The sequence below is a fragment of the Variovorax sp. BGA-UO-ETr-C22 genome, from assembly GCF_059567965.1.
Genome location: NZ_JCAQPA010000011.1, coordinates 1,830,130 through 1,844,310 on the forward strand (window position 1 = coordinate 1,830,130; position 14,181 = coordinate 1,844,310).

13 protein-coding genes are annotated in these 14,181 nt (G+C 69.7%); 5 read left to right on the forward strand and 8 right to left on the reverse strand.

Translation table 11 applies throughout. The features are described from left to right. Positions 1-17 precede the first annotated feature (17 nt). Positions 18-1,622, forward strand: a complete 1,605-nt coding sequence (locus AC57B8_RS28610) for a phospholipase D-like domain-containing protein (protein ID WP_496481453.1) — start codon at positions 18-20, stop codon at positions 1,620-1,622. Here the strand turns inward: AC57B8_RS28610 and AC57B8_RS28615 are convergent. After that, positions 1,613-2,584 carry a LysR family transcriptional regulator gene (locus AC57B8_RS28615; RefSeq protein WP_307694040.1) on the reverse strand — a complete coding sequence of 324 codons (972 nt, stop codon included), beginning with the start codon at positions 2,582-2,584 and terminating at the stop codon, positions 1,613-1,615. The two genes, AC57B8_RS28610 and AC57B8_RS28615, sit on opposite strands and share 10 nt — an antisense overlap. A gap of 128 nt (positions 2,585-2,712) precedes the next feature. On the opposite strand from AC57B8_RS28615, the gene AC57B8_RS28620 reads away from it, so the two are divergent. Both AC57B8_RS28620 and AC57B8_RS28625 read left to right on the forward strand, forming a co-directional pair. Beyond that, complete coding sequence (locus AC57B8_RS28620) at positions 2,713-3,933, forward strand: M20 aminoacylase family protein (RefSeq protein WP_496481454.1); 1,221 nt, start codon at positions 2,713-2,715, stop codon at positions 3,931-3,933. Positions 3,934-3,975: 42 nt separating this feature from the next. Continuing rightward, entirely contained in the window at positions 3,976-4,968 is a 993-nt protein-coding gene (locus AC57B8_RS28625) for a tripartite tricarboxylate transporter substrate-binding protein (protein WP_495309860.1), read from the forward strand. Between the two features lie 16 nt (positions 4,969-4,984). On the opposite strand, the gene AC57B8_RS28630 is transcribed toward AC57B8_RS28625, so the two are convergent. Beyond that, on the reverse strand, positions 4,985-5,185 hold the full coding sequence (locus tag AC57B8_RS28630; protein ID WP_062474379.1) for a hypothetical protein: 201 nt from the start codon (positions 5,183-5,185) through the stop codon (positions 4,985-4,987). 157 nt (positions 5,186-5,342) lie between these two features. Between AC57B8_RS28630 and AC57B8_RS28635 the strand changes: the two genes are divergently transcribed. Together AC57B8_RS28635 and AC57B8_RS28640 are read left to right on the forward strand one after the other, a co-directional pair. After that, positions 5,343-5,633, forward strand: coding sequence for a hypothetical protein (locus AC57B8_RS28635; RefSeq protein ID WP_062474377.1), 291 nt, complete (start codon positions 5,343-5,345; stop codon positions 5,631-5,633). 114 nt (positions 5,634-5,747) lie between these two features. Further along, positions 5,748-6,635, forward strand: coding sequence for an amidohydrolase family protein (locus AC57B8_RS28640; RefSeq protein WP_496481455.1), 888 nt, complete (start codon positions 5,748-5,750; stop codon positions 6,633-6,635). Between the two features lie 11 nt (positions 6,636-6,646). On the opposite strand, the gene AC57B8_RS28645 is transcribed toward AC57B8_RS28640, so the two are convergent. The 6 genes from AC57B8_RS28645 to AC57B8_RS28670 all read right to left on the reverse strand — a co-directional run bounded on the left by AC57B8_RS28645 (position 6,647) and on the right by AC57B8_RS28670 (position 14,170). After that, positions 6,647-7,402, reverse strand: a complete 756-nt coding sequence (locus AC57B8_RS28645) for a tRNA-uridine aminocarboxypropyltransferase (RefSeq protein WP_496481456.1) — start codon at positions 7,400-7,402, stop codon at positions 6,647-6,649. A 73-nt stretch (positions 7,403-7,475) separates the two neighbouring features. Beyond that, positions 7,476-8,879, reverse strand: coding sequence for an NHL repeat-containing protein (locus AC57B8_RS28650; RefSeq protein WP_496481457.1), 1,404 nt, complete (start codon positions 8,877-8,879; stop codon positions 7,476-7,478). Positions 8,880-9,077: 198 nt separating this feature from the next. Then, positions 9,078-10,301, reverse strand: coding sequence for a DUF1501 domain-containing protein (locus AC57B8_RS28655; RefSeq protein WP_496481458.1), 1,224 nt, complete (start codon positions 10,299-10,301; stop codon positions 9,078-9,080). A 14-nt stretch (positions 10,302-10,315) separates the two neighbouring features. Then, positions 10,316-11,911 (reverse strand): DUF1800 domain-containing protein, encoded by a 1,596-nt coding sequence (locus tag AC57B8_RS28660; RefSeq protein ID WP_496481459.1) that lies wholly within the window; start codon positions 11,909-11,911, stop codon positions 10,316-10,318. 115 nt (positions 11,912-12,026) lie between these two features. Continuing rightward, positions 12,027-12,701 carry a DsbA family oxidoreductase gene (locus AC57B8_RS28665; protein WP_496481460.1) on the reverse strand — a complete coding sequence of 225 codons (675 nt, stop codon included), beginning with the start codon at positions 12,699-12,701 and terminating at the stop codon, positions 12,027-12,029. Positions 12,702-12,748: 47 nt separating this feature from the next. Beyond that, positions 12,749-14,170, reverse strand: coding sequence for an MFS transporter (locus tag AC57B8_RS28670; protein ID WP_496481461.1), 1,422 nt, complete (start codon positions 14,168-14,170; stop codon positions 12,749-12,751). Positions 14,171-14,181: the final 11 nt, after the last annotated feature.

Here is a 14,181-nt window from a genome sequence, read left to right on the forward strand (position 1 = left end):
CAGCCCAAGGAGCTTCCATGAAAGTGCTCGACGATGCCGCGCGCGCGGCGGTCCGGACGGTGATCGCCACCCACCAGGCGCAGCTGGCCGCCCTGCCCGGCTACGTGGCGGCGGAGCCGGGCTTTCCGCTGGTCGACGGCCGGTTCCTGCGCGAGCCCGCCGTGATCGTGCTGGTCGACCGCAAGCGGCCCTTGTCGGAGGTGCCCGTGGCCGAGCGCGCGCCCCGGCAACTGGGCCCCTACCGCGTCTGCGTGATGCAGGCCGACCCCGCGCGACAGCTGGCCGCCAGCGCGGACTTCGATGACACGGTGAACGCGCTCGCCGAAGCGGCCGTCGGCCTCGTCTACAAGCCGCCTGCAGGCCAGCCCATCGACAAGGTCTACAACGTGAAGCAGCCCTTCCTGTGCCACGTCGGCCCCGATGCGGGGTGGCCGGTGCTGCGGCCCTTTCTCGAAGGCACCACGCGCTCGCTGTCGGTGGCGATGTACGACTTCAACGCCGACCACGTCGCCCAGGTCTTCATCGACCTCGTGCGCGACGGCGGCATCGCGGCGGCGCTGAGCTGGGACGACGGCATGACGAAAGAAGAACAGGTCATCCGCAAGAAGCTGCGCAAGCTGCAGCAGGAGGCCGACTTCACCGCCTGGCTCGTGCAGTGCGGCAAGGGCCGCCGCTTCGCCAGCGCGTACCACGAGAAAGTGGCGGTGCGCGACCACAAGGCCTTCTGGCTGTCGAGCGGCAACTGGAGCAAGCGCAGCCAGCCCGACATCGACCCCGTGGCCACGCCCGCGCAGGCCAAGGGCATGTTCAGCAAGGGCAACCGAGAATGGCACGTGATCTGCAGCGACGCCGCGCTCTCGAAGGTGTTCGAGAAGTACATCCTGCACGACCTCAAGGCTTCGGAGAAGGAAGAAGCCGACGGCGCCGCCGACGCGGCGCTGGACGTGGCGCCCAAGCTCACGTTGCCCGACGTGTTCGTGCCGCTGGACCACCTGCTGGAGCAGGCCGTGGCCTTCGCGGGGCCGGTGGTGCCGGTCGAACCCGCGCGGCTGCCCGCGGTGAAGACCACGGTGAAAGTGCAGCCCGTGCTCACGCCGGACAACTACCTGCCGCACATCAACGCGCTCATCGACAGCGCGCAGGTCTCGCTGTACCTGCAGTTCGCCTACATCACCTGGAGCGATGCCGACAAGGACGCCGACTTTCGCGCGCTGCTGCGCAAGCTGGCGCAGCGCAGCACCGAGCCGGACCTCGACCTGCGCATCATCCTGGGCAGCACCAGCGCGGCCGACAACATCCGCAAGCTGGTCGAGGCGGGCTGCAACCAGGACGTGTTCCGCGTCCAGGGCAGCATCCACAACAAGGGCATCATCGTGGACGGCCAGGCGGTGCTGGTGAGCAGCACCAACTGGTCGGGCGACGGCGTGCTGCGCAACCGCGACGCCGGGCTGATCATCCACAACGAAGACGTGGCGCAGTACTACCAGCAGGTCTTTCTCGACGACTGGGATTCGCGCGCCAGGAGCCGCGTGGACGACGACCCGCCGGTGACGCTGGCCTCAGCCGGCGCGCCCACGCCGCCGGGCATGGTGCGCATGTCGTGGAGCGACTATCACGGGTGAGGCGCCGCCTCGATGAAATCCACCGAGTGCAGCACCCGCCGCAGCTCCGGATCGTCCGAGGCCTGCCACGCCGGCAGCTGCGCCAGGAAGTGCGCGATGAAGCGCGCCGCCGCGTGCGACGGCGCCTCCTGCGCGCGGCGCACGATGCCCACCACGTTGCTGTGGAAGCGTTCGCGCAGCTGCAAGGTCACGAGCGCATGGCGCAGGCTCTCGGTTTCCACCAGCGGCCAGGGGCAGAAGGTGAGCATGTCGGTCTTGCGCACGAGGCCCAGCATCATGGACGGCGAATGGGCCAGCTGGATGCGCTGCACGGGCGCGGCCAGGCCGTGCTGGCGGAACAGGTTGTCGAGAAAGCTCGCGCCCTCGCCCGGCGTGAAGTTGAGCACCCAGTCGTCCTGCAGCAGCTCGGCCATCGACTGCGCACCGGCCCGCGGGTGGCCGCGGCGCGCCACCACCGTCATGTCGTAGCGGAACAGCGGCTGCGCCTGCAGCCCCTGCATGGCCTCGTCGGGGCCGATGCGGCCGATCAGCAGGTCGAGGCTGCCTTCGCGCAGCCGCGGATAGCTGAGCGCCGACAGGCCGTCGAACATCTCGAGCTGCACGTGCGGCAGCTCTTCGCGAAACAGAGACACCACGCGCGGCAGCAGGGTCTGCGTGATCCAGGGCGTGATGGCCACGGTCAGGCGCTGCTGCGCACCGGTGTCGCGGTGGCGTGAGAGCGTGTCTTCGGCCTGGCGCAGCTGGGCCAGCACGCGCTGCGCATGCTCCAGCAGCTCCAGGCCGGCCGGCGTGAACGCGATGCCGCCGCCGTGGCGCGTGAACAGCGCCACCTGCGCATGCGCCTCGAGTTCGCGCAGGCCCTGCGTGACCGTGGCCTGGGTGACGCCCAGTGCCCGCGCGGCGGCGCGGATGCTGCCTTCGGAGGCGACGGCGGCGAGATAGCGGAGCTGGTGCAGCTTCATGGCGGCCGATTATCCGCAGCCGTCCGCAGCGACAGGCTGCGCCCGCCCCCGCATGGCGGCGCCTGTCTGCCCCGGCGGGCAGCGAATTCCTAGACTCGCCGCAAGACAGCAAGGAGACAGATTCCCCCATGACGACCTACACCGTCGACAACGCCGCCGCCCTCGAGAGCGTGCTGCCCGCCGTGCGCGAGGTCGCGCCCGAGATGGTCGGCCTGCGCCACCAGATTCACGCCCACCCCGAGCTGGCCTACGAAGAGCACGTCACGAGCGAGCTGGTGGCCACGCGCCTGGCCGACTCGGGCTACGAAGTGCACCGCGGCCTGGCCGGCACCGGCGTGGTCGCCACGCTGACATGCGGCACGGGCACGCGGCGCCTGGGCCTGCGCGCGGACATGGACGCGCTGCCGATCCAGGAAGCCACCGGCCTGCCCTACGCCAGCCAGGTGCCCGGCAAGATGCACGCCTGCGGCCACGACGGCCACACCAGCATCCTGCTGGCCGCCGCGCGCGTCATCGCGCAGGAGCGCGGCTTCGACGGCACGCTGCACCTGATCTTCCAGCCGGCCGAGGAAGGCCTGGGCGGCGGGCGCCGCATGGTCGAAGAAGGCCTGTTCGATCGCTTTCCCTGCGACGCCATCTTCGCGCTGCACAACATGCCCGGCTTTCCGGCGGGCAAGTTCGGCTTCAAGGAAGGCTCGTTCATGGCCTCGTCCGACTCGGTGACGATCACGGTGACGGGGCGCGGCGGGCACGGTTCGGCGCCGCACCTGTCGGCCGACCCGGTGGTGGCGGCGGCGCACATCGTCGTGGCGCTGCAGACCATCGTGTCGCGCAACGTCGACCCGCGCGAGATGGCGGTGGTGTCAGTGGGCGCGATCCACGGCGGCGACGCGCCCAACGTGATTGCCGACAGCGTGCAGATGCGCCTCACGGTGCGCGCCTACCGGCCCGAGATCCGCGCCATGCTGCGCGAGCGCATCACCGAGCTGGCGCAGGCGCAGGCCGTCACGCTCGGCGTGAAGGCCGAGGTGGACTACCACTGGCGCTACCCCGCGCTGGTGAACGACGAAGAGTCCACCCGCTTCGCACGGCAGGTCGCGCATGACTGGCTGGGCGACGACGGCCTGCTGCCACCGCTGGCGCCGCTCACGGGCAGCGAAGACTTCTCTTTCATGCTCGAGCGCTGCCCCGGCAGCTACCTGATCGTGGGCAACGGCGAAGGCGAGCACCACCGCACCGGCGGCTGCATGGTCCACAACCCTGGCTACGACTTCAACGACGCGATCCTGCCGATCGCGGCCAGCTACTGGGTGCAGCTGGTGCGCCGCTTCCTCGCCGCGCAGGCCTGAGCGGGCTTTTTCCTTTTCCCACTTCCCCGTACTGGAACCGCGATGACCCGTCTTGCTTCTTCCGTTTCGCGCCGCGTGGCACTGAGCGCGCTCGGCGCCGCCGCCTTCTGTGCCGCCGCCCCCGCGTTCGCGCAGGGTACCTACCCCGCCAAGCCCATCAAGCTGCTGGTCGGCTACGCGCCGGGCGGCTCGGTCGACATGGCCGCGCGCGTGGCGGCGGACATCCTGTCGGCCAAGCTCGGCGCGACGGTGGTGGTCGAGAACGTGACCGGCGCCGCGGGCGTGGTCGCCGCGCAGCGCGCGGTGAGCAGCCCGGCCGACGGCTACACGCTGCTGGCCGGCTCCAGCAACGAGATGGCGGCCACGGTGCTCGTGAACCCCGGACAGCGCTACGACCCGGTGAAAGACCTGACCCCGGTCAGCCTGCTCGCCGTCGCGCCCGTGCTGCTGGTGGCGAGCCCGAAGGTGGGCGTGAAGAACCTCGACGAGTTCATCGCCCTGGCCAAACGCAACCCCGGCAAGTACAGCTACGGCAGCTCGGGCGTGGGCTCGACGCTGCACTTCGTGGGCGAGCAGATCAAGCAGCGCGCGGGCCTGTTCCTCACGCACATTCCCTACCGCGGCACTGCGCCGCTCACGAGCGACCTGGTCGGCGGCACGCTCGACTTCGCGATCGTGTCGCCCACCGCCGCGGCGCCGTTCCTGCAGGGCGGGCGGATCGTGCCGCTGGGTGTGTCGTCGGCCAAGCGCTTCCCTGGTCTTCCGCAGGTGCCGGCGCTCGGCGAGCATCCGCAGCTGAAGGGCTATGAACTGAGCGGCTGGTTCGCGCTCGCGGGCCCGAAGGACCTGCCCGCGCCCATCGTGCAGAGCCTGCGCGCGGCGCTGCAGGCCGGCCTGGCCGACCCGGCGATCCGCCGGCGGCTGGAAGAAGGCGGCTCCATTCCCGCCACGGGCAAGGAAGACCTCGGGCAGATCATGCGCGAGGACACGGCCAAGTACGCGACGCTGGTGAAGTTCGCGAACATGCGCGACTGAGGCCCGCCGGGCCGTTTCAGCGCGGGGCGTCGCCGCCCTGGCGCTCCTCCACCCACCACTTCGCCTGCGCGGCATTCATCGCGCGCGCGTTGACAATCATTTCCTCGATCTGCGCACGCGTGGCCGGTGAATCGACCATCCACGCGGTCTGCACGGCATGCGCGGGCCCGCCTTCGGCAAGCCGGTATTCCAGACAAAAACGAACCTCATTGCTCATCGGTGATCGAACCCTCTCTCTTCGCCACCGATTCTGTCTGACTCAAGTGAAACAGAACGCTTCTTCGATGCGTCGCAGCCACAGGAATCGATGGCGTTTTGAGGCCATTCGTTCACAATGATTGCACCGTTGTTGCAGCGGAAAGGAGTGTGAAACCATGTTCGACTTCTTGTTTCGGCCCACCCACACGGCCTATTTGAAACGTGCCTCGGCACTGCTCGAAGAGGCGCAGATGGCACGCATCGAACACCAGGCTGCCGCAGAGCATCACAGCGCCCTCGCCCGCATGTACGCGGAACGTGCCCGGCGGCTCGAGAACGAGCTGTACCGGCAACCGCGCGCCGCGGAGCACGGCACCGAGGCAGTGGCGGTCGCGGTGGAAGACCGCCCGCAGCTGTACTCGCTGGATGGCAGCCGCAAGGCGACGACGCACCCGGCCGGCAGCTGACGCCGGCCCGCGCGATCGCCTCGAGGTCGCGCCCGGCGACAAGGGCGCGGCTGTGCCGATGCGGTGATCCGGGGTGATGTAATCCGGCTCCCTGGCCCTCACCGCGAGAACCCCATGCGCTTCATTGCCCGCATCGCCGCCTGCGCGGCCCTGGCCCTGTCCCAAGCCCACGGGCAAACCGCCGCGCCGTACGACGGCCCGCTGTTCGACACCCACCTGCACTACAACCAGGAAGCCTGGGACGGCACCGCCGGCCCCTTCCCGCCCACCGAGGCGCTCGCGCGCATGCAGCGCAACCAGGTGAAGGCCATCATCGCGAACTCGCGGCCCAATGCCGGCACGCAGACCCTGGCCGCCGCGCGCGAGACCCGCGCCGCCGGCGTCACCGTGGTGCCCTTCGTGCGCCTGTACCGCAACCGCGACGACTACAACAACTGGTTCCGCGACGAAAGCATCCACGAGATGGTGCTGGCCGAACTGGCGCGCGGCACCGCCAGCGGCCCCTACCGCGGGCTCGGCGAATTCCACCTGTACGAAAGCGCCAACGCCAACGGCCCCGTGGCGAAGAAGCTGATCGCGCTGGCCGAAGAGAAAAAACTCGCCGTGCTCGCGCACGTGGACGACGTGGCCGTCGACCTGCTGATGGCGAACGCGCCGTCGAAGGGCCGTGCGCTGCGCCTCATCTGGGCCCACACCGGCATCGGCGGCACGCCGGTCGAGCGCGTGCAGGCGATGCTGGAGCGCTACCCGCTGCTGATGGGCGAACTCTCGTACCGCCCCGGCCTGACCTGCGAGGGCGGGCGCCTGTGCCCCGAGTGGCGCGCGCTGATCCTCAAGCACCCCGATCGCTTCATGGTCGGCTCCGACACCTGGGTCAACCAGCGCTGGAGCGCCTACGACGAGATCATGCGCGGCTACCGCACCTGGCTGGGCGACCTGCCGCCCGCCGTGGCGCAGCGCATCGCCTGGGGCAACGCGGCGGCGCTGTTCGACCTGCGCTGAAGCGGGCCGTCTCAGGCGGCCTGATCGCGCCGCGCGGCCACCTCGCGCAGCCGCTGGTGCGCGGCGCCGTCCCACGCCACCGGCTGCTGGTTCTTCGCGCACAGGTAGTGGTGCGTGAACACGCCCAGGTAAGCGTCCAGCGTCTGCTGCGCAGCCTGCTCGCCGGCCAGGTCCATGCACATCGCCGCCACCTCGCTGGTGCAGAAATGGTCGCCGCGGCCGGAGTTGCGCAGCTTGTACTGCGTGATCTGCTCGGGCTGCAGGCTCAGCACCGGCAGCCGGTCGAGGTAGGGACTGCGGCGAAACATCTTGCGGGCCTCGCCCCAGGTGGCGTCGAACAGGATGAAGAGCGGACGCTTCGCGACACCGCCACCGGCCGGATCAGGCGACGAAGGAACCCCCAGCACCACGCGCTCGGGCGCCGCGTACTGCCCCGGGAACACCACATAGGGCTGCCATTGCGGGTCGCCCAGCAGCGCCAGCAGCGCGGGATCGGTCTCGGTGCGGGCCCAGCCGAAGGCGAAGGTGTCGGCCACCACATCGGCCACCAGCCACCCGGTGTTGGTGGGCTTGAGCGGCTCGATGTCGGCCATGAGCAGGCACACCCCCGCGCGCGTGGCCACCGGAGGGCGCACGGCGCACATGCAGTGGCTGGGCACCAGGCGGCAGCCCGCACAGCGCTCGCGCTTGAAACCGCCACGGGCAAGAAAAGGCTTGGCGCTTCGCGCGAGGCGCGCGGCGCGAAGGAGGGAGACGGCGTGAGGCATGCGCCGATTCTCGGTGGCGTGGCCGTCGCATGGCGGCCCCTGCCCTCACCGAGGCTGACGCGATGCCTCGGTATCAGGGCGTGCGAACCGGCGTGACCTTGCGGATCAGGTTGTTGAAGGTGTCGGCCACGTACAGATTGCCAGCGGCATCCACCGTCACCCCATAAGGCTGCTTGAACGTGGCTGCTGTGCCGATGCCGTTCTGCGCGCCCAGCACACCAGGCTGGCCGGCGATCGTGGAGACCACGCCCGCCGGCGTGATCTTGCGCAGCAGGCTGTTGCCCGTGTCGGCCACGTAGATGATGCCGTCTCTGTCCACCGTCAGGCCGCTCGGCTGGTGGAAAGATGCCGAGTTGCCGGCCCCGTCGGCCGCCCCGGCCTGGCCCGAACCCGCCAGCGTCGTGACCACGCCACCGGGCGTGATCTTGCGGATGCGGTTGTTGCCGCCATCGGCAACGTAGACGGTCCCGCCCGCGTCGACCGCGATGCCATAGGCCATATTGAAAGACGCCGCGCTCCCGGTGCCGTCGGCGAAACCCAGCGCACCCGAACCGGCCAGCGTGGTGACGTCGCCAGCAGGCGTGATCTTGCGAATGACGGCGCCGAAGAGTTCGGTCACGTAGAGGTTGCCGGCGGCATCTGTAGCGACCGACGCAGGTGCATTGAACGTGGCGGAAGTGCCATGACCATCGAGCGAACTGCTGTTGCCGTTCCCGGCGAACGTGGTCACGTCAGCTGCCGGCGTGATCTTGCGGATGCGGTTGCCGTTGAATTCCGTTGCATAGGCATTGCCCGTAGCATCCAGCACAAGACCGGCCAGCCCCGCGAACGATGCGGCCGTGCCGTTGCCATCCCCCGAGCCACCACCGGCACCGCCGCCCGCAAAGATCGAGACATCGCCGGCAGGCGAGATCTTTCGCACGAGATTGGTTCCTACGTCGGACACGAGCAGGCCGCCGCTCTTGCCGACGACCACGCTGTACGGGAGGTAGAACGATGCGGCGGTCCCGTTGCCATCGACCGAGCCGGTGGTACCCGATCCGGCGAACGTGGACACTTGCGCCTGCACCGCCGAGCACGCGACCGCCACGTCGCCGACGTCGGCCGCCGCCTTGCCGCTGCCCTTGCTGACGGTGCAGAACTGCCACAGCGGCTGGGTGCGTACGCTGACCTCGTAGGCCGCACCTTCGACGAGCGCGGTGGTAAAGGTGAACTTGCCATCGGCCGTGAGCTTCAGGTCGTCGCCCGCATTGTTCTGGAGCACCAGGCTGCCGGTGAGGCCAGTGACGGTGCCGCCGACCGTGTGGGTCACGACCACGGGAGGCGCCGGCTCGGGCTGCGGCTGTGCCGGCGCGACGATCGGCAGGAAACCCGCGCCACCGCCGCTTCCCCCACCACCGCCGCAGGCCGCCAGCAGCACGATCACACCGGCCATGGCGCTGCAGCGCCCGTAAGAACTCACTCGCTTGGAAAGCATCCGACGCCTCTTTGGAGAAACCCGCTCTCCGGCTGGAGCGCCCAATTGTTTCTGAATGTCTATTTTTGTAATTGCCGTGCGCCGGGACCATCCCCGAAAACAAGTAAATGCGGCGACGCTTGTCCGTGCGGCCGCGCGGTAGCGGGGACGAACGACGCGTCCGGAAAAGATCGGGAATGAGGGTTGCCCTCGGGGCCGTCAGACCAGCCGCAGGTCCTTCGTCGTCGCACCGCCGAACACCCGCGCCACCTGCGCCGTCGACAGCCCGTACATCCGCTGGAACAACCCGCCCAGCACCGCCCGGTACTCATTGAGCACCGCGTGGTCGCGGTTCTGGAACAGCGTGGCCTGCGTCAGCGGCTGCTGCTCGCCCACGACGCGCCCGCCCGCCTGCGCGGCCAGGCCGCCGCCGAGCACCCAGTACACGGTGCCGTGCCCGTGGTCGGTGCCGCGGTTGCCGTTCTCGCGGAAGGTGCGGCCGAACTCGCTGACGACGACCACCACGGTCTGGCGCCAGGCGGGCTCGCCCATCTCCTGCGCGAAGCCGGCCACGCCGCGGCCCAGCTCTTCGAAGCGGTTGGCCAGGTAGCCCTTGGCCGCGCCCTGCCCCACGTGGGTGTCCCAGCCGCCGACGTCGACAAAGCCGATGTCGTAGCGCTCGCGCATCAGCAGCGCCATGCGGCGCGCGACCTGCTCGAAGCCCTTGGGGCTCATGGCGTTGCGGCTGGCGGCGTCCATCTCGGCCTGCATGGCGCGCACCACCTCGTCGCGCACCTGGAAGCCCTCGGCCACGGGCTGCGCGAGCGCGGTGTTGCGGTACATCGACGCAATGATCTGGCTCTGCCGCGCATCGAGGGCCTGCCGCGCCACGCCCGCGAGCGCCATGTTGGCGGCCTTGGCGTCGTCGCCGCGCAGCACGATGGGCAGCTGGTCGGTGAAGGCGATGGGCGACACGTCGGCCAGCGGCCCGGCGCCGAGCACGCCGGCCAGCCGGTTGAGAAAGCCCGAGCGGTAGTCGCGCCGCGCGTTGTCGGGGGCCACGCCGAGCTCGATGGCGTCCTGCGTCTCGAAGTGGCTGCGCGTGAGGTCGTCGGTGCCGGCGAAGGCGATGAAGGCCGCCTGCTTGCGCTGGTACAGCGGCAGCACGCTCTGCGCGAGCGCGGGGTGCAGGCCCCAGTCGCCGCCGTCCAGCGGCAACGCACCGTCGGGCGTGCCGGGCCGGGGGATGGCGATGTTGGGCCGCGAGGCGTAATAGAAGTCGCTGTTCGCGGTGGGCACCAGCAGGCTGGTGCTGTCGTAGGCGCCGCGCAGGAACACGACGAGCAGCTTGGTGCCCTCGGCCGCGGGCGCGGCAACCACGCGCGCGGCGGCGCCGGCCAGCGGCGTGGCGGCGATGAGTTGCAGCAGGTGTCGACGTTGCATGGCGGTCCCTCTTTTCAGCGCCGCATCAGCTCGGGCGATGCGAGCAGGAAGGTGTTCCACTCCGGCGGGTTCTTCGCCTGTGCGAGCGCCTGCTGCGTGTCGGCGCTCAGGCCGGGTTGCAGCGCATGCACGGCGCGCGACTCGGCCAGCGGCGGAAACGGCGGCTTCTCGAGCGGCGCCTTGTCGTCGGTGCGAAACAGCACGGCGCCGCCCGTGCCGATGGCGCGCGCAATCTCGAAGCGGGTGTTCATCTGCCCCGCGCTGGCCCAGGCGGCCTCGTTGAGCGGGTAGCCGTCGGGCGTCTCGTGGGCATACAGGGTCTCGCCCATGCGGTTGATCCAGCCGATCATCGGCGTGGTGTTGAGCACCACGCGCTCGTCGTAGGCCAGCCGCACGCCCGCCACCACGTAGTGCACGGGGTCACGGAACTTGCGACCCAGCGAGGCCGCGAACTCGCGCGATTCGAACAGCGTCTGCAAGATGGCCGCAATGTCGCCGCCGCTGCGCGTGAAGGTGGCGGCCATGCGCTCGACCAGCGCGGGCGGCGGCTCGTCGGCCACGAAGTACACGGCGAGCTTGCGCGAGATGAAGCGCGCGGTGGCCGGCGCGCGCGCCAGGCGGTCGAGCGCCTCGTCGGCCTCGGCCAGGCCGCGCGCTTGAATGGGCTGGCCCAGGAAGGTCTTCGGGCCGTAGTCGTGCCGGTTCGGGTGGAACTCGAACAGGCCCTGGCGCACGTAGTCGGCGCGCACGGCCGGGCGCACCGCGGGCGGCGCCGCGTCGGGCGGCTGCACGCTGACGCCCACGCCGGTCAGCACGCGCGCCAGCTCCTGCACGTCGGCCTGCGTGTAGCCGCCGCCCACGCCCAGCGTGTGCAGCTCCATGAGCTCGCGCGCGTAGTTCTCGTTGATGCGGTTGGCGGCGTTCTGCGCGTTGTCGAGGTAGCGCAGCATGGCCGGATGCCGCGCGGTGGCGCCCAGCAGGTCGCGGAACTTGCCGAGCGCATGCGGGCGGATGGCGTTCTCTTCGTAGTCGCCGACCATCGCGCGCACCAGGTCCTTGCGGATGCTGACGCTGAAGTGGTTCATCCAGAACCAGGTCATCTGCTCCTGCAGCTGGTTCGGCGAGTACAGCGCGCGCAGCAGGAAGCGCTGCTGCGCCTCGCGCGCGAGGGTGTTGAGTTCCTGCTGGTAGGCCGTGCGTGCGGCCTTCTTCGCTTCTTCGTCGGGCAAGGCATCGGCGGCCTTGCGCCGGGCGTCGAGCGCGAAGACGAGCTGATCGAGCGGCGTGCGCGAGATGGCCATGGCGTCGATCTGCGCCTGCGCCGCCGCGGGCAGCGGGCGCGGCGCGGGGCGCAGCTGGCGGCCCATCCAGCGCGGCAGGCCGTCGCGCGCCAGTTCGGCCTGGCTGCCGGCGTTGGCGCCCCAGCTCACGCGGTCCAGCCAGCGCAATTGCGCAGCGGGCGTGTCGGCGGCATGGCCCAACGCCGTGAGCGGCAGGCCCTCGGGGCGCAGCAGGCCGGTGGAGCAGGCGGTGAGCGCCAGCACGGCGGCCAGCGTCACGGCGATCGCGCGCGAGCGGTGCAGCTTCGGAAACGGCATGCGGTCGATCATGCGCCCTTCAACCGCTTCGCGATGTAGGCGGTTGACCGACCTCGGGCCGCGCTCAGGTAAAGCTGAAGGTCAGCTTCGTTTCAGGACGAAACGCCGGGGCCGCGGCCCTTCGCCTTCAGGCCGTGGCGGTACGGCTGGGCTCCGCGCCCGCAATCTGCCGCAGCGCGCGCTCGAACACCTCGACCGCCTGGCCGCCGGAGATCAGGTGCTGGTCGTTGATGATGATCGCGGGCACCGAATGGATGCCGGCGTCGGTGTACAGGCGCTCGCGTTCGCGGGTTTCCTGCGCGAACTCGTCGCCGGCCAGGATCTCGCGGGCCCGCGCCGCGTCGAGCCCCGCCTCGGTCGCCGCGCGCACCAGCACCTCGATGTCCGAAGGGTTCTGGCTGTCGGTGAAGTAGGCCTTCAGCAGCAGCTTCTTCAGCGCCACCTGCTTGGCCGGGTCTTCCAGCTCGGCCCAGTGCAGCAGGCGGTGGGCGTTGAAGGTGTTGTACACGCGGGGCCGGCCCCCGGCGCTGAACTCGAAGCCGACGGCCGCGCCGCGCTGGCGGATCGCCTCGCGGGCCTGGGCCTGCTGCTCGCGCGAGGAGCCGTACTTCTGGTTCAGGTGTTCGAAGGTGTCCTGGCCTTCGGGCGGCATCTGCGGATTCAGCTCGAAGGGCTGGAAATGCAGTTCGGCCGTGACCTCCGGCGCCACCCGTTTCAGGGCGGCCTCGAGCGAGCCGAGGCCCACGGCGCACCAGGGGCAGGACACATCGGAAACGAAATCGATCTTGAGATGGGCGGTCATGGTGCCATTCTTCATGGCGCCACAACCCCTTTGTGCGCGCGGGGTCTTCAGGCCATGGCCTTGCGGCGCTCGCGCTCCGTGCGGGCGCTGGCCAGCGTTTCTTCGCGCAGCCGGTCGTACTCGACCTTGTCGACCGGCACCGCGTTCGGGTTGCCCAGGTCGTGCATATGGACGCGGTAGGTCTCGCGGGCGCTCATGGCGGCCAGCGCGGCCAGCACGGTCACGGCGAAGGTGATGGCACCCACGGTGAACCAGATGTTGGTCGAGCCCGGAGGCGCCACGGCGGCGAACAGCGCCGGCAGCAGCGCGGTGAAGGTGGTGCCGATGTTCTGCGAGATGGCCATGGCCGACACGCGGTTGCGGGTGCGAAACAGCTCCGGGTAGAAGCTCGGGAAGGTCGCGTTGTAGCCCTGGTACACGATGCCCCACATCAAGAGCGACATGCAGATGGCCAGCGGCACGTTCTTGATGCTGATGGCGTACAGGTACACGAACGACAGCAGGCCCGAAGCCAGGGCGCCCACGATGATCGGCGGCTTGCGGCCGATGCGGTCCGACAGGTTGCCCACGAACGGGATCACCAGCACGGCCAGGATGTTGCCCAGCACGGGAATCCACAGGTACACGTCTTTCTGGAAGCCGATGCCGTAGGCGGCCTGCACCGCGTAGGCCGCGCCGAACACGGTGGCGACCACGGGAATCACGTTCATCAGCGCCATGCAGATCACGCGCAGCATGTCGCCCCAGCTGTCGGTCAGCGCCTGGACGATCGGCGCCTTGGCCACTTCGCCCTTCTGGTCGACTTCGGCGAAGGCCGGCGTCTCGTCGACCTCGCGGCGGATGATGTAGCCGGCCACGATCACGATGAAGCTCAGCAGGAACGGAATGCGCCAGCCCCACGAGTTGAAGGACTCTTCAGGCATGTAGTGCGCCAGCGGCAGGAACACGGCGGCTGCCAAAATCTGGCCGGCCTGCACGCCCTGCAAGGTGAAGCTCGCGAAGAAGCCTCGGCGCCCGAACGGCGCGTGCTCCAGGATCATCGAACTCGCACCCGAGATCTCGCCGGCCACCGCGAAGCCCTGCACCAGGCGCAGGAACACCAGCAGCGCCGGGGCCAGCAGGCCGACCTGGTCGTAGGTCGGCAAGAGGCCCACGGCCACGGTCGAGAAGCCCATCAGGAACATGCACAGCACCAGCACCTGCTTGCGCCCGTGCGTGTCGCCCCAATGGCCGAGCACGAAGGCGCCGATGGGGCGCGCGACATAGCCCACACCGTAGGTCGCGAGCGACGCGATGATGGCCGTGGTCGGGTCGCCCTTGGGAAAGAAGATCTGCGGAAAGATCAGCGCCGCGGCGGTGGCGTAGATGAAGAAGTCGTAGTACTCCAGCGCCGAGCCGATCCAGCCGCTGGCGGCGGCTTTCCTCGACTGGTGCTTGCCTTGCGGCTCTTTGGCGGATGGGTGGGCCATGGGTTGTCTCC

Coding starts and splice junctions, on each gene's coding strand:
- AC57B8_RS28610 (WP_496481453.1), top strand. CDS start 18: ATGAAAGTGCTCGACGATGCCGCGCGCGCGGCGGTCCGGACGGTGATC.
- AC57B8_RS28615 (WP_307694040.1), bottom strand. CDS start 2,584: ATGAAGCTGCACCAGCTCCGCTATCTCGCCGCCGTCGCCTCCGAAGGC.
- AC57B8_RS28620 (WP_496481454.1), top strand. CDS start 2,713: ATGACGACCTACACCGTCGACAACGCCGCCGCCCTCGAGAGCGTGCTG.
- AC57B8_RS28625 (WP_495309860.1), top strand. CDS start 3,976: ATGACCCGTCTTGCTTCTTCCGTTTCGCGCCGCGTGGCACTGAGCGCG.
- AC57B8_RS28630 (WP_062474379.1), bottom strand. CDS start 5,185: ATGAGCAATGAGGTTCGTTTTTGTCTGGAATACCGGCTTGCCGAAGGC.
- AC57B8_RS28635 (WP_062474377.1), top strand. CDS start 5,343: ATGTTCGACTTCTTGTTTCGGCCCACCCACACGGCCTATTTGAAACGT.
- AC57B8_RS28640 (WP_496481455.1), top strand. CDS start 5,748: ATGCGCTTCATTGCCCGCATCGCCGCCTGCGCGGCCCTGGCCCTGTCC.
- AC57B8_RS28645 (WP_496481456.1), bottom strand. CDS start 7,402: ATGCCTCACGCCGTCTCCCTCCTTCGCGCCGCGCGCCTCGCGCGAAGC.
- AC57B8_RS28650 (WP_496481457.1), bottom strand. CDS start 8,879: ATGCTTTCCAAGCGAGTGAGTTCTTACGGGCGCTGCAGCGCCATGGCC.
- AC57B8_RS28655 (WP_496481458.1), bottom strand. CDS start 10,301: ATGCAACGTCGACACCTGCTGCAACTCATCGCCGCCACGCCGCTGGCC.
- AC57B8_RS28660 (WP_496481459.1), bottom strand. CDS start 11,911: ATGATCGACCGCATGCCGTTTCCGAAGCTGCACCGCTCGCGCGCGATC.
- AC57B8_RS28665 (WP_496481460.1), bottom strand. CDS start 12,701: ATGACCGCCCATCTCAAGATCGATTTCGTTTCCGATGTGTCCTGCCCC.
- AC57B8_RS28670 (WP_496481461.1), bottom strand. CDS start 14,170: ATGGCCCACCCATCCGCCAAAGAGCCGCAAGGCAAGCACCAGTCGAGG.